This window comes from Nostoc sp. ChiSLP03a, from assembly GCF_034531215.2.
Taxonomy (GTDB): Bacteria; Cyanobacteriota; Cyanobacteriia; order Cyanobacteriales; family Nostocaceae; genus Nostoc.
This window is the reverse complement of sequence record NZ_JAVRBQ020000148.1, coordinates 75,266-89,782: the sequence shown is the minus strand read 5'-3', so window position 1 is coordinate 89,782 and position 14,517 is coordinate 75,266. Positions and strand designations below refer to the sequence as shown.

The 14,517-nt window shown below is 41.9% G+C and carries 10 protein-coding genes; 4 read left to right on the top strand and 6 right to left on the bottom strand.

Annotated elements, in window-relative coordinates:
* The first annotated feature begins 83 nt into the window (after nucleotides 1-83).
* Entirely contained in the window at nucleotides 84-3,089 is a 3,006-nt protein-coding gene (locus RMY32_RS24515; protein WP_322714098.1) for a pentapeptide repeat-containing protein, read from the top strand.
* Nucleotides 3,090-3,864: 775 nt separating this feature from the next.
* Nucleotides 3,865-4,443 (top strand): Uma2 family endonuclease, encoded by a 579-nt coding sequence (locus RMY32_RS24510; RefSeq protein ID WP_322714097.1) that lies wholly within the window; start codon nucleotides 3,865-3,867, stop codon nucleotides 4,441-4,443.
* A 221-nt stretch (nucleotides 4,444-4,664) separates the two neighbouring features.
* Here the strand turns inward: RMY32_RS24510 and RMY32_RS24505 are convergent, their stop codons facing one another.
* Nucleotides 4,665-5,057 (bottom strand): DUF3368 domain-containing protein, encoded by a 393-nt coding sequence (locus tag RMY32_RS24505; RefSeq protein ID WP_322714096.1) that lies wholly within the window; start codon nucleotides 5,055-5,057, stop codon nucleotides 4,665-4,667.
* Nucleotides 5,058-5,152: 95 nt separating this feature from the next.
* Nucleotides 5,153-5,392, bottom strand: a complete 240-nt coding sequence (locus tag RMY32_RS24500) for a hypothetical protein (protein WP_322661888.1) — start codon at nucleotides 5,390-5,392, stop codon at nucleotides 5,153-5,155.
* 230 nt (nucleotides 5,393-5,622) lie between these two features.
* Between RMY32_RS24500 and RMY32_RS24495 the strand changes: the two genes are divergently transcribed.
* Entirely contained in the window at nucleotides 5,623-5,913 is a 291-nt protein-coding gene (locus RMY32_RS24495; protein WP_322714095.1) for a hypothetical protein, read from the top strand.
* A 266-nt stretch (nucleotides 5,914-6,179) separates the two neighbouring features.
* Here the strand turns inward: RMY32_RS24495 and RMY32_RS24490 are convergent, their stop codons facing one another.
* Nucleotides 6,180-7,172 carry a DUF6745 domain-containing protein gene (locus RMY32_RS24490; protein WP_322714094.1) on the bottom strand — a complete coding sequence of 331 codons (993 nt, stop codon included), beginning with the start codon at nucleotides 7,170-7,172 and terminating at the stop codon, nucleotides 6,180-6,182.
* 76 nt (nucleotides 7,173-7,248) lie between these two features.
* On the opposite strand from RMY32_RS24490, the gene RMY32_RS24485 reads away from it, so the two are divergent.
* Nucleotides 7,249-7,953 (top strand): Uma2 family endonuclease, encoded by a 705-nt coding sequence (locus RMY32_RS24485; RefSeq protein WP_322714093.1) that lies wholly within the window; start codon nucleotides 7,249-7,251, stop codon nucleotides 7,951-7,953.
* 282 nt (nucleotides 7,954-8,235) lie between these two features.
* On the opposite strand, the gene RMY32_RS24480 is transcribed toward RMY32_RS24485, so the two are convergent.
* The 3 genes from RMY32_RS24480 to RMY32_RS24470 form a co-directional block, all read right to left on the bottom strand.
* A complete protein-coding gene (locus tag RMY32_RS24480; RefSeq protein ID WP_322714092.1) occupies nucleotides 8,236-9,732 on the bottom strand; it encodes an aldehyde dehydrogenase family protein in 1,497 nt (498 codons plus the stop codon).
* A 109-nt stretch (nucleotides 9,733-9,841) separates the two neighbouring features.
* Nucleotides 9,842-10,564: a cyclase family protein gene (locus tag RMY32_RS24475; RefSeq protein WP_322714091.1), complete on the bottom strand. Its 723-nt coding sequence runs from the start codon at nucleotides 10,562-10,564 to the stop codon at nucleotides 9,842-9,844.
* 374 nt (nucleotides 10,565-10,938) lie between these two features.
* Entirely contained in the window at nucleotides 10,939-14,379 is a 3,441-nt protein-coding gene (locus tag RMY32_RS24470; RefSeq protein WP_322714090.1) for a PAS domain S-box protein, read from the bottom strand.
* Between the last annotated feature and the right edge of the window lie 138 nt (nucleotides 14,380-14,517).

Here is a 14,517-nt window from a genome sequence, read left to right as displayed (position 1 = left end):
TCTACAAAATTTTACGGAAAATGCGGTAAATTTCTTGTAGAAGCTGGAAATAATTCGGCACAACTATCATAGGGCTTTGCAGGATGAGTCGAGACGCTTTGGTGGTGGGAATTAATACGTATGACCGCTTAAAGAGTCTTAATGCGCCTGCTGCCGATGGTGAAGCGATCGCTCAAATTTTACAACAATATGGTGAATTTCAAGTAACGCGGCTACCAGCAGTCAAAGATAAGGAAAACCAGACAATTCGCATTGGTAAGCAAACTAAAGTTAGTTTAACTCAGTTAGAAAAAGCGATCGTCCAATTGTTTAAGCCAGATGGGAAGCCGCCAGATACAGCGCTGCTGTATTTTTCTGGTCATGGATTGCGGAAAAATCTAGGGATTCAGGAAGGCTTTTTAGCGACGAGTGAAGTCAACCCCGATGCGGGGAATTGGGGACTATCTCTCCAATGGCTGCGGCGACTGCTGCAAGAAAGTGAAGTCAGACAACAAATTGTGATTTTGGATTGCTGCTATAGCGGAGAAGTGCTAAATTTTGCAGAGGCAGATCCAGGCGATCGCGGTAAAGGCAGAGACAGGTGTTTTATTGCGGCTTCTCGTGATTTTGAAGTAGCTTTTGAAGAGATTAATAGCCAACACAGCGTTCTCACCGCCGCACTGCTTCAAGGTTTGGAACCAAAACAAGACCGTTGGGTAAGTAACTACACCTTAGTAGACTTGCTCAATCAAGAACATCACCCGTTTCCCCAGCGTCCCATTTTTGCTAACTCTGGTGAAGCAATTAATTTCACCCGCAAATGGAATTCCTCTGTTGTTGACTCCACAGTACAGATATCAGCTATTTGCCCTTACAAAGGGTTGTCTTATTTTGATTGCACAGAAGCAGATGCCAAATTATTTTATGGCAGAACTGCGTTAACTGATGAATTATTAGAAAAAGTGCGATCGGGTAATTTCCTCGCTGTGTTGGGAGCATCAGGAAGTGGCAAATCTAGTGTTGTCAGAGCCGGTTTACTTTATCAATTAAAGTTAGGACGCAAGTTATCTGGTAGCGATACTTGGCAGTTGAAAATATTTCGACCGGGGATTAATCCCTTACAAAATTTAGCACTGGCATTTGTAGAATCAGAATTATCAGATATTGAACGCGCATCTCAATTAGCCAAAGCAGAAGAATTAATTGCCAAAGGCGCAGTTGGTTTACGACAGTTGATTACTGCTGCACAAACTCAGCGCGTAGTGCTAGTGATAGACCAATTTGAAGAAGCTTTTACTCAATGTCAAGACATTACAAAACGACAGCAGTTTTTTGAATGTGTGCTAGGTGCTTTACAACGGGATGACAATAAACTCTGCCTAATAATCACAATGCGGGCTGATTTTTTTGGTAAATGTCTGGAACAAGAGTATGGCGGACTAGCTAAGAAGATTCAAGAGCGTTTAGTAACAGTAACACCAATGAATCGGGAGGAATTAGAAACAGCAATTCTCAAACCTGCTGAACAGGTGAACTTAGCAGTAGAACCAGAATTAGTTTCTCAAATGATTGCAGATGTAGAAAATTCACCGGGGAGTTTACCGTTGTTGCAGTACACGTTGACAGAACTGTGGAAGCAAAGAACTGAAGAACGGTTAACCCTGACTACATATGGCAAACTAGGCGGAGTCAGGGGAACCCTGCAAACACGCGCTACACAAGTTTATGAGTCATTATCACTTGAGGAACAGCAAGCAACAAAGCAGATTTTTTTAGAATTGACGCAGTTGGGAGAAGGAACAGAAGATACGCGTAGACAGGTTTTGCAACAAGATTTAGTTACTTCACAGCATCCAGAAGTTGTGATTAATAGAATAATTCAACGGTTAGCTGATGAGAAACTAGTTGTCACCAGTACCTTATCTAATCAAATTGCTGTGGTAGATGTGGCACATGAAGCACTAATTCGCCATTGGTTGCTATTACGCAAATGGATTGAGGAAAGTCGGGATATACTGCGACAAAAGCGAAAAATTGAAGCGGCAGCTATTGAATGGCGAGATAGGGGAAAGGCGAAAGATTATCTGCTTCAGGGCAAGCGGTTGAGAGAAGCAGAAGATTTGCATAAACAACAAACTGAAAACTTAAGATTATCTGACTTAGCTATTGAGTTTATTCAAACTAGTGTCAGACAAAGACGGAATAATCGCTTTCAGTCAATTGCTTTTTTCTTAATTATCCCGCTGGGTTTATCAATATATGTGGGTATAGTTATTGAGAAACAGATTAGGATAAACCAACTTTGGCAAACTGTTGATGCTGCTAGAGAAAAGAAGAATAGTGACGCAAGAATTCAAGCACTTGAAAAACTAGTCCAAGCTCGTGAGAGTCTAAGTAGTAAAGATTTCAGCGGTGCCAACCTCAGCGGTGCCAACCTCATCGGTGCCAACCTCAGCGGTGCCAACCTCATGAGTGCCAACCTCAGCGGTGCCAACCTCAGCGGTGCCAACCTCAGCAGTGCCTACCTCCGCGGTGCCGACTTCAGCAGTGCCGACCTCAGCAGTGCCAACCTCATCGGTGCCAACCTCAGCGATGCCGACTTCAGCAGTGCCAACCTCAGCAGTGCCAACCTCAGCAGTGCCAACCTCAGCGATGCCAACCTCATCAGTGCCAACCTCAGCAGTGCCAACCTCAGCAGTGCCAACCTCAGCAGTGCCAATCTCATCAGTGCCAACCTGAGGGGTGCCAACCTCAGCAGTGCTTACCTCAGCGATGCCAACCTCAGCAGTGCCAACCTGAGGGGTGCCGACCTCAGCGGTGCCTACCTTAGCAGTGCCAACCTCAGCGATGCCGACTTCAGCAGTGCCAACCTCATCGGTGCCCACCTCAGCAGTGCCTACCTCATCAGTGCCAACCTCAGCAGTGCCGACCTCAGCGGTGCCGACCTCAGCGATGCCAACCTCAGCATTGCTGACCTCAGCGGTGCCGACCTCAGCTATGTTAGAAACCTTACTTCTGAGCAAGTTAAATCTGCTATAAATTGGGATAAGGCAAAATACGAAAACGATTTTCCTGCCTACCCTGATTTACCACCAGAACCAGCTAAGTGAATACTTTGGGGTTCCGTTTTTACTTCTAACCAATCCTGCAATGCAACTTTTTGCAAACTTTGTCTACATTATTATTCAACTAAAAGTAGTTGTTTTGCGGTCTTCTTTGCGTCTATGGGCAAAACAAAAAGATTTATTTGTCAGAGCGAGCAACACTCAAAGATTGCTTTGCTGGTAATGAGTTTTTATAATTAAGCGATCGCAGAGCTAATCTGAGAAAATGGCATCAAAGAGCGATCGCAATGATCGGAGATTGCTTTGCTGGCAATGAGTTTTTATAATTAGGCGATCGCAGAGCTAATCTGAAAAAATGGCATCAAAGAGCGATCGCAATGATCGGAGATTGCTTTACTGCCAATGAGTTTTTATAATTAAGCGATCGCACAAAACAAAGACGAACCCTACATCTAGTCTAAAAAATGGTGTTCAGGAGCGATCGCTCTTTTCAAAGATTGCTTTGGTGGCAATGAGTTTTTATAATTAAGCGATCGCACCAAACAAAGACGAACCCTGCATCTAGTCTGAAAAAATGGTGTTCAAGAGCGATCGCAATGATCGGAGATTGCTTTGCTGGGAATGAGTTTTTATAATTAAGCAATTCGCACTAAACAAAGACGAACCCTGCATCTGGTCTGAAAAATGGTGTTAAAGAGCGATGCCTGGGTTGGGCTACGCCTACGCTTGACTCTGAAATTCATTGCTAAGATGTCTTGATACAATTAGTTTGTAGTAAAAAGCTTCATTAAATTTTGATGTCATCCCCAATATAGTTACTATGACAGCGATCGCCATCAACTTAAACCCCATCATCCAACTCACCGACAATCAATTTTATCAGTTGTGTCGTGAAAACCCTGAAATCAAATTTGAACGCAATGCAAGGGGAGAACTTCTAATCATGCCACCCACAGGCGGAGAGACTGGAAATCGTAATATTGAAATTGCGGCAGATTTTGTGATTTGGAATCGTCAAACTCAACTAGGAATTTGCTTCGATTCTTCCACTTGCTTTAAATTGCCTAATGGTGCAAACCGTTCTCCTGATGTCGCTTGGATTAGAAAAGAACGATGGGATACACTTACACCTGAAGAGCAAGAGAAGTTTCCACCTATTGCACCAGACTTCGTTTTAGAGTTAATGTCACCCAGCGATTCTTTGAAAGAAACCCAAGATAAAATGCAGGAATATATCGATAATGGGGTTAAATTAGGTTGGTTAATTAATTCAAAATTACGTCAGGTAGAAATCTACCGTCTTGGTCAACCAGTGGAAATATTAGAACATCCAAAAGAATTATTAGGTGAAGATATTTTACCAGGATTTACTTTAAATTTAGCAATAATCTGGAGATAAATATTAATTTATGACAGCATCAAAAAGCGATGCCTGCGGTATTTGCTAGCCAACGCAACACTCAAAGATTGCTTTGCTGGCAATGAGTTTTTATAATTAAGCGATCGCACTAAACAAAGACGAACTCTGCATCTAGTCTGAAAAAATGGTGTTCAAGAGCGATCGCACTTTTCAGAGATTGCTTTGCTGGCAATGAGTTTTATAATTAGGCGATCGCAGAGCTAATCTGAGAAAATGGCATCAAACAGCGATCGCTTGACTCTGAAATTCATTGCCAGGATGTCTTGATACAATTGTTCTGTGCTACTAATGGTAATTTTGCCATCTACCTGAAGTTTCTTGATGACTGCTAAGGTTCCCTTAACATTTAATCCTAGTCGAGTTGCTTCTTTTCTAGCTGCGAAGTCATCTAAAATTATGTAATCTGTTTGTAATTCAGTGCCTAAAGCAATGGCTTCTGATTCTCCTCTCCCTAGTCGCATATTTAGGCGATTGGCTAAGGAAAGTAATTGAATTTCTTTGACTAATATTTTATCGGAATCAATTAAAGCTTTTACCTGCTGACTCGCTGCATCAGATTTAGCACTAATTTCTTCTGCAACAAAATTTGGCAAATAAAACTCATCAGAGGAATCTAGAAAAATATCGAGAAATTCCAGGCGCGATAAAAAGATTAATGGAGAAGAGTTAAAAACAACCTTTACACACCTTACCAATCCTTCTCTATAGCGATATCTTCTTCAGTCAAGTAGGAAAATTCCAGCCCCATCAAATCTAATAGTTTAAGAAATACATCAGGCTCTATTTCCATCATTTCTGCGGCTTTTTTCAAACTAATAACTCTCGAAAATAACGCCCCTATCACAAATAAAAACGTTTCTTTTTCCTCAATATTATTAAATAATGTAATTTCTGAAGCAACACTTCTTAATTCTTCCTTACTAGTCATAGATATTTCAAGCTACCGACTGAATATCCTTAGATATTATCCCAAACTTCTGTAAGCGATGTCTACTGACAAACAAAATGGGCAGTTAAAAACTGTACGTCAGTTGATTCCGATAAAGATTTTTGTACCAAGCTGGGTTTATGCCGCCTCAATATGTTTAATCTGAAAAAATGGCATCAAACAGCGATGCCTGCGGTATTTGCTAGCCAACGCAATGCTCAGAGATTGCTTTGCTGGCAATCAGTTTTATAATTAAGCGATCGCACCAAACAAAAACCAACCTTGAAGTCACTCCCATCAACTCTGTAGTGACTCCCGTCAACCCTGTAGTCACTCCCGTCAACTCTGTAGTGACTTTCGTCAACCCTGTAGTCACTCCCGTCAACCCTGTAGTCACTCTCGTTAACCCTGTAGTGACTTTTGTCAACCCTGTAGTCACTCCCGTCAACTCTGTAGTGACTTTCGTCAACCCTGTAGTCACTCCCGTCAACTCTGCATCTAATCTGAAAAAATCGTGTTAAAGAGCGATGCCTGCGGCGAGCTACGCCAACGCTTGACTCTGAAATTTGACAGTCGCTACTAGCGCGGCTGAAAGCACCCAAGAATTAGTAATAACTTGCGAGACCAAATTGAAAATAATGATAATTGCTTAAGTATTGCCAGTGTTTGGGAAATGGTAATCAAACACAGTATTGGCATCAGCTTTAATTTAAATTTTTTTGAATTTGTCGAACAACTTTGTCGAACAAGAAATAATTATTAAATAGCTTATTCTCACTCATGATTCCTAAGTTTTGCGTTGGTTTACCCAGCGTGCCGCCTCAATAGCAGATGTGAACCGCATAGACACTCCAAAAACTCGCACTTCTCCCGTATGCGGATTTGTTACTTTAAGGAACTGCTTAGGCCGGACATTAATTTTTTCTTCAACGGTACGTAACAATTTGTATTCTTCCCAAGAGTCAATTTCGACTGCGTTCATTTTTTCAAATATCTTTGTCCAGGTGATATCGTCGAGTTTACGGTTTCGTTGTAGAGTTATTTTACCGTGATGTGCATTCAGGCTATAATCATCTGCAAAGCCTACGGCAGGTGTATCTTCGCCGTGGAGATGGTTGTTGCTATCAATATTAATTGTAGTGCAATGGTTGGAAATAATCGCGATATTTTGAAAGAATAAAGTCCAGCCGCAATTTTTAACAAAATCTTCTAAAATGAATAGTTGGTTTTCAAATTGCTGGTAGTTGAAACTCTGAATACAAAAGTCAAAATAACTGCATCCTGCAATTAAAGTTTCCGGTTTGCGACAAGAAGAGAATATATTTTTAATCAACTGGCTATTGCGTTTACCAAAATGTTCCTCCAAAACATCTCCCCATTGTATTTCTAACTGTTCTTGGAGTAATTTGGCATATTCATTTGCTAGATGATTGTCAAACAAAGAATGTAAATTTGTTTGTAAATCAACGGGTAATCGCGCGAGCAAATATGATTGCAACTTACTGTAGATTTTACTCCAGTGGGAACTATCTATAGCATTACCCAGAATTGTCTGAGAATCAACTTTGAGCAAATTCCAGATGTACTCGAACCCAGCGTTAGGGCTATCAACGATAATTATTTCAGGTTCAGTGAGTTCGAGTGCAGTATATATTGCTCGAACTGCATTCGTAGCCTGTTGTTGGTTGATGGGTTCGGTAGATAGTCCAATGTGTTGCCATTTTTCTCGACATCGGGATATGAATGCACGTTGTTCTGGTGTCAGGTAGTCGGCGGACATAGCAGGTATGCGAAATAGTGGCTATCTTGTATTAAAGCAGATTATTTGATTTGGTTAATGAATCGAAAAGTGCTGTATGTATAATTACAATCCCTTAGACTGCCTACCTTCATCGGCGGAATTACGAGATTCTGATGATACCCCTGTGGATAACGAACTACAAATATTAATTCCTAATTTATTGTTAGCCATCTTAGCCTCGATTTGGCAAACCCGTGATGACTGGTTTTTCGGTATCAATATGGGAATTTACTATACACCATTACAACCTGCTATAGTCCCCGATGGGTTTTTGAGTTTAGGTGTTGAACGTTTTGTTGGAGAAAACGGACGTTCTAGTTACGTTTTCTGGGAAGAAGAAGGAATTGCGCCCATTTTAGCTTTAGAAGTGGTTTCTCAAACCTACAATGGCGAATACGAACAAAAGAAAATAGACTATGCTCAATTAGGCATTTTATATTACGTCATTTATGCACCAACGCGGCTACGTCGTAAGCGTCAACGTTTAGAAGTTTATCGCTTAGTTGAAGGTAAGTACACTTTACAACTCGGCGATCAAATTTGGATGAGCGAAATTGGTTTAGGGATTGGACGAGAACAGGGTACTTATCAAGGAAGAACACGAGAATGGCTGTTTTGGTATGACCAAGATGGTAACAGATACCAAACTCCAGAAGAGGTAAACGCACAACAGCAACAACAGCTAGAACAAACTCAGCAGCAGTTTCAAGAACTTTTAGCTAAATTACAACAACAAGGAATTGACCCAAATTTACTATAGAACTGCCTTAAAAATAGGGACTGGGGACTGGGGACTGGGGACTGGGGATTGGGAAAGAGATATTTTTATTGTTCCTTGTGAGTTCCGCTCATGGAGTCTCTTGCAAAAATATATTTTTGCAACTCTCAGGGTAAAGGGTAAAGGGAAAGGATTTTGAGTTTCTTTACCCTTTTCCCCTTCACCTTTACCCCGACAAATGCCAAGAAGTCTTATGAAATACCCCTGGCTTAAACTTTCGCACAGCCAGAGGTAGTTAATTATCTGAGGTGTATTTGCAGATAATTAACTACGATTATCTATCTGAGCGCGTTGCAAACTTCCAGAGAAGTCAACATAGACACTTTTCCATTCTGTGAAAACATCCATTGCAGTAGTTCCAGCTTCGCGGTGTCCGTTACCGGTTTGTTTCACGCCACCAAAGGGTAAGTGTACCTCTGCACCAATAGTCGGGCCGTTAATATAAGTGATACCTGCTTCGATGTCGCGCATAGCAGTAAAAGCCCGATTGATATCGCGGGTGTAAACTGAAGAAGAAAGACCATAATTGCTATCGTTGAGAATTGCGATCGCATCCTCAAAGGAGCTAACCTCAATTAATGCCACCACTGGCCCAAATATCTCTTCACGAGCGACGCGCATATCAGGAGTTACATTATCCAAAATAGTTGGTTGAAAGAAGTAACCGTTTTTTAATGAGCCTTCACTAGCAATTTCTCCACCAATTAAAACCTTTGCTCCTTCCTCACGAGCGATATCTAAATATTTACTCACCTGTTGGAGTTGCTTTTCATTGATTATCGGGCCAATATCTGTATCAGAGTCAGTGCCAGCACCCAAGCGTAACTTACTGGTACGCTCATAAAGCATCGCCGTAAATTTTTCCTTGATATCACGATGCAAAATCAGCCGACTGGTAGCCGTACACCGTTGCCCAGTTGTCCCAAATGCTCCCCACACTGCGCCATCGAGAGCAAGTTCTAAATCGGCATCTTCCATCACTATTTGAGCGTTTTTACCACCCATTTCCAAACAGACACGCTTGTGAGTGCGTCCGCAAGTCGCGCCGACAAAAGCACCTGTTTCTGAGGAACCGGTAAACGATACTAAATCAACATTGGGATGCTCAACTAAAGCTTTCCCCGCCTCCTCTCCCACACCATGCACCAAGTTAATTACTCCTGGTGGTAAACCTGCTTGTTGAAAAATCTCAATCAATTTAGTTGCACAGGCGGAAGTATCTTCAGCAGGTTTGAGAATAACTGTATTGCCACAAACCAAAGCTGGCATAGCTTTCCAGCAAGGAATTGCCACCGGAAAATTCCAAGGAGTAATTAAGGCACAGACTCCGATAGGCATCCGCACTGTCATGGCGAATTTATTGGACATTTCCGAGGGTGTAGTTTGCCCAAATAGTCGCCGTCCTTCGCCAGCACTATAAAAGGCGCAGTCAATTCCTTCTTGAACATCTCCCCTGGCTTCCGTCAAGGGTTTACCCATTTCCCGACTGATTAACTGAGCAAGTTCTTCTTTATGCTGGAGTAATATTTCCCCAACGCGAAAGATGTATTCTGCCCTCGCTGGGGCTGGGACTTTGCGCCAACTGTGGTAAGCTTGACGGGCGGCGGCTACCGCTGTATCTACATCTTTAACTTGGGAACGGGGAAATGTGGCCACCACTTCGGTTTTGTCGGCAGGGTTGCGACTTTCTAGGGTTGCTTCTCCTACAGCACTCAACCATTGACCGTCTATATAATTACGGCAAGATAGCGGAGTTGTCATTTTGAAAATCTCCGATGATCCACTGAAACTTGTGTATTAAGTTTGCTTGCTTTCTAGGTTATCCTCAAGTTTAGGAAATTGACGCGATAAGCAAATATCGATATAAAAATTAAGGCACGAAGGCCAACACGCCCACGGGCGAACCAGAACCACCACGTAATCTTAGAGGTGCGATCGCTAGAGTAGTACCTTTCGGTGGCAGTTGATCCAAATTTGTGAGATTTTCCAACACAATGCGCGGTTTTTCCAATACCAAGCGGTTAATCGCAAAACTGTTATCCTGTCCGGGGTCTACACCATGAGTATCAATTCCTACCCCAACTATTTGCCGTTCATCAAGTAAAAATTGAGTTGCATCGCTGCCAAATCCGGGGAAGTGGGGAATCCCTTGAGCATCATGATTGAGGAATGCACTTTTATCCAACCACTTTTTTTGCCAACCAGTATTCAATATAACTACGCAGCCAGCAGAAATTTCACCATATTCTGCTTCCCAAGCCAAAACATCAGCAACACTCAAGGCATAATCAGGATTAACTGCTGTAGCTTGGCAAACGTTTATAACCACCGCAGGTACAATTAAAGACTGGGCTGGATATTGGTCAATTCCCACAGCAGAACTATGAAAACTATTAGGGGCGTTGATATGGGTAGCACTATGTTCCCCTAAAGAGAAACGCCGCAAGTAATAGCCATCATTATTTAGTTCAGCCACAGTTTCAAATTCTACTGTGGGATCTCCTGACCATTGGGGAATATCTATGTCAATTACATGACTTAGGTGGATAACGCGTGTGTAGGTGATACTATTTTGACTTTCGGGTTGTATCATCCCAGCCTTCTATTTTACTTGTACTCAGATATTTTTTGTTCGGTGCGTAGGTGCAGTTCATTGTGTACATTGTCTGGATTGCCTATGCCTACGCAAAGATAGTACTACCATTACAACGTTTTTCAAATCTAATTCCCTATATTAGAATAAATAATCCCCTCAATTCCTGTAAATTTTAGGTTATTGAGGGGGTTAAAATGTTGCAGCAAAAAGTGAGTTGATCTTAGTTAACAACTATTAGGTTAAGTTTTGATTAAGTTTAGATTAAGATTAGGTATCTCTAGAAATTAAATATGCGTTATTCAGAACCCTTCTAAAGACGTAACACCGTTACGTCTCTACATTTTTTCACTTTTATCTCTATTGTGTGATATCTAGGTTGAGGGTTCTTGCTTTAGTGGAATCATTACAACAAACTCGGCTCCTTCTCCTGGTGCTGAAATACACTGGATCTTTCCACCGTGTTTTTGGACTAAAATTTGGTAGCTAATTGATAATCCCATACCTGTACCTTTACCTACAGGTTTTGTCGTGAAGAAGGGGTCAAATAAGCGTTTGCGTACTTCTTCATTCATCCCTGGGCCATTGTCAGCAATGCTAATGATTACATGGTCTTCTTGAATGAAGCTGCGAATGTAAATTTGTGGAAAAGTGATTTGTTCTTGAGAGATAGTGCGTTGGACGGGTTTGGCGGCTTGCACCTCTGCTCTTAAGCAAGCTACGCGCCGCGTCTTTGACAGGAGAAGCAACTGCCGTTCATTTGTCTTTTGTTCGGTGTTGTTTACTAATGACATAGGCACTTCACCTTTTTGCAGGGTATGACTATTGACATGGGCGCTTCGCCTTCCCGCAGAGTATGACTCTTCTAAAGCATCGATCGCATTTGTCAACACATTCATAAACACCTGATTCATCTGTCCGGCGTGACAGACTACTGGTGGTAGATTGCCGTAGTCTCGAATTACTTGGATTTCGGGATGTCCTGGTTTGGCTTTGAGGCGATTTTGCAATAGCAGTAAAGTGCTATCCATCCCTTCATGAATATCTACTGCTTTTGTACCGTCTTCATCAAGGCGAGAAAAATTGCGTAAAGATAGGACAATCTGCCGAATGCGTTCAGATCCCATCTTCATCGACTCCAGAATTTTGGGTAAATCTTGCTTGAGAAATTCCAAATCAATCGTATTGATTTGTCGATCGATCTCTGGTGTTGGTGGATAGTAGCTCTGTTGATAAAGTTCTACTAAGTGCAGCAAATCTTTAGTATATTCACTGGCGTGGCTAATATTGCCGTAGATGAAATTGACGGGATTATTGATTTCGTGGGCAATACCTGCAACCAATTGTCCTAAACTGGACATTTTTTCAGTTTGAATCAGTTGCGTTTGAGTTTGTTGAAGTTCTAGCAGTGCTGCTTCTAGTTGCTGGGCTTTGTCTTGGGCAGTTTGGGCGGTAATGCGACTTTGGGTGTAAAGTTTAGCTTGGTCAATGGCGATCGCTAGTTGCACTGTAACTGCTTGTAGTAATTCTACTTCGTTGTTCTGCCAAGGACGAAAGCCACTACAATAACCACAGCTAAATGCAGCAATTTCACCAGATTGAGTGTGTACAGGCAAGGCCATAAAGGCAGTAAAACCAAAATCCTGCAAAAATTGCTGTGCTATGGAATCGCCCACAGTCTTAGTATCATCAATGCGGATGATTTCTCCGTTCAAGGTTTTAGCTGCAATTAGTTTGATTTCGGCATGAGTTGCTTCTTGTTGGTTAAGTAGACACGGTAAAAAGGAACTTTTCGCCTCATAAACTCTTTCCCAGTATGGTACATCAGCGTCTTGCCGATACCAAAAGAAGACGCAGCGATCGATCTGGAATAAGTTGCGAATCTCCTGTACTGCGGTTTCCACAATGTAATTGAGATCCAAAGAAGCTCGAATTTGGCTAGAAAGACGATTGAGCAATGTTTCCCGCTGGACGCTTTCTCTGAGTGCAATTTCTGTTTGTTTGCGCTTGATGCCAATGGCAATCTCTTGAGCGGCAAATTCCAAGGCTTTGAAAGTTGATTCTGTTACTGTATGGCGGGCAAACATGGCTATCACCCCTACAGTTTCATCTTCAACAATCAAGGGATAGCCAGCGAAGGCGACCATACCCTCTCGCTGTGCCCACTCTTTGTTACCAACGTGGGGATCTGTTTGCACAGAATTAGTTAAGTGGGGTTTGCCCTCTTCGGCAATCAAACCAATTTTGAATTGACCGACTGGCACACATTTATGGGGCCCATTAATATGGGTGTACATCCCAGAACTGACTTGCAACTCTAATACATTGTCTTGTTCGTTTAGCGTCCAGATGCGAGCAAAGGCTGCATCAAGATGTTCAACTAAGGCGTCAGTGCAGCGGCGCATCATATTCTGTAAGCTGTCACTCTGGGTCAATGCCGCATCGACATCGGCACGAAAATTTGCTAAAAGCGCTCGTTCTGCTAGAGCTACTTCTGCTTCTTTACGGTCAGTGGTGTCATAGCAAATACCAACGAAGTACAAAATATTGCCATTAGCGTCTTTAATCGCAGATGAGTTGCTTGTATGCCATCGCCAACTACCATTTTTGTGTTGGACTCGATATTCAATTGCTTTTTGTTTTTCGCTTGTTGTCAAAATTCTTTGAAAATAATCGACACAAATATGCACATCGTCAGGATGTATAAAGGGAACAAAAGATTTGCCTTCAACCTCTGCAATCTCATGCCCAAAAATTTCAGTCCAGTTAGGAGAAACGTAGGAAAATATCCCTTCAAGTGTCAGTGCAAAAATAACGTTGTTGGCATTTTCTACAATGCTGCGGAACTTGGCATCATTTTCTATTAAAGCTGCTTGGATGTTGTCGCTGGTGTCGCGGACAAGAACTATAATTTGCTGGTCTGGTAATGGTAATAACCTAGCTGCAAAATTATTGTTTTTTCCTGGTTGCGGTAAGGTATATTCAAAACTGACTTCATATTGAGTTTCAAGTACTTGATTTATTGCTTGATGGAAGCGATCGCTTACAGCAGTCGGTAAGCATTCTCGCAAACTCTTGCCCTGACAATCTTCTGGTAAAATATACAGAGTCTCCATCTTCCCTTGCTTGTAATCCAGAATACTTCCAGCAGCATCAATGCGAAAGTAGGAATCAGGAAGTACTTGCAAAATCGCGGCAAATTCTGAGGTTTTTTGGCGTAACTCTGCTTCAATTGCTTGGCGTTTGCTAATTTCCGCTTGCAGTTGCTCCAATGCTTTTGCTAATTCTGTTGCCCGTTCTCTATCTGTAATTTTACGTAAGCGACAAGAGGAATTTGTCGATAGGGAGCTGTTTTCTGTTAGGGAAAATTGACCGATTCCGATCGGCACTTCTGTTAGATCGATACAATAACCGATGTAACCGACAAAGCTACCATCTGCCGCAAATCGTGGCGCGGCTGTATCTAAAATCCAGCGATACTCACCATCAGCTCGACGCAGGCGATATTGCCTCTGAAAGGAATCATACGTCGCAAATGCTCTCAGGTATATATCTTCACATCGCTGTATATCTTCTGGATGGACGCTGCCAGTCCAAATATTGCTTATTTCTTTTGCTCGCGCAGATGCAGATGCGGCTTTTGTGAGATGTATTCCAGTAAATTTCAGCCAATTAGAATTGAAGTAACAGTAAAGTGCATTACATCCAGACATCCAAATCATCAGAGGAGCAATATCCGCCTGCTGACAGAATACTTTTTCATCCTCTTCAACTATGATTTGCTTAACGTAGCTCTGCACCTTTTTAGAAAACACTTTTGCCTGCCTGCTCTGCCTAAATTATTAAGGTAATATGCTGAAAATACAATTTCTTAATACATGGATATAATCTTGTTTATGCCAATCTACTAACAATCTTAATACTTTATTTATTTTTATATATGCAGTAATTCC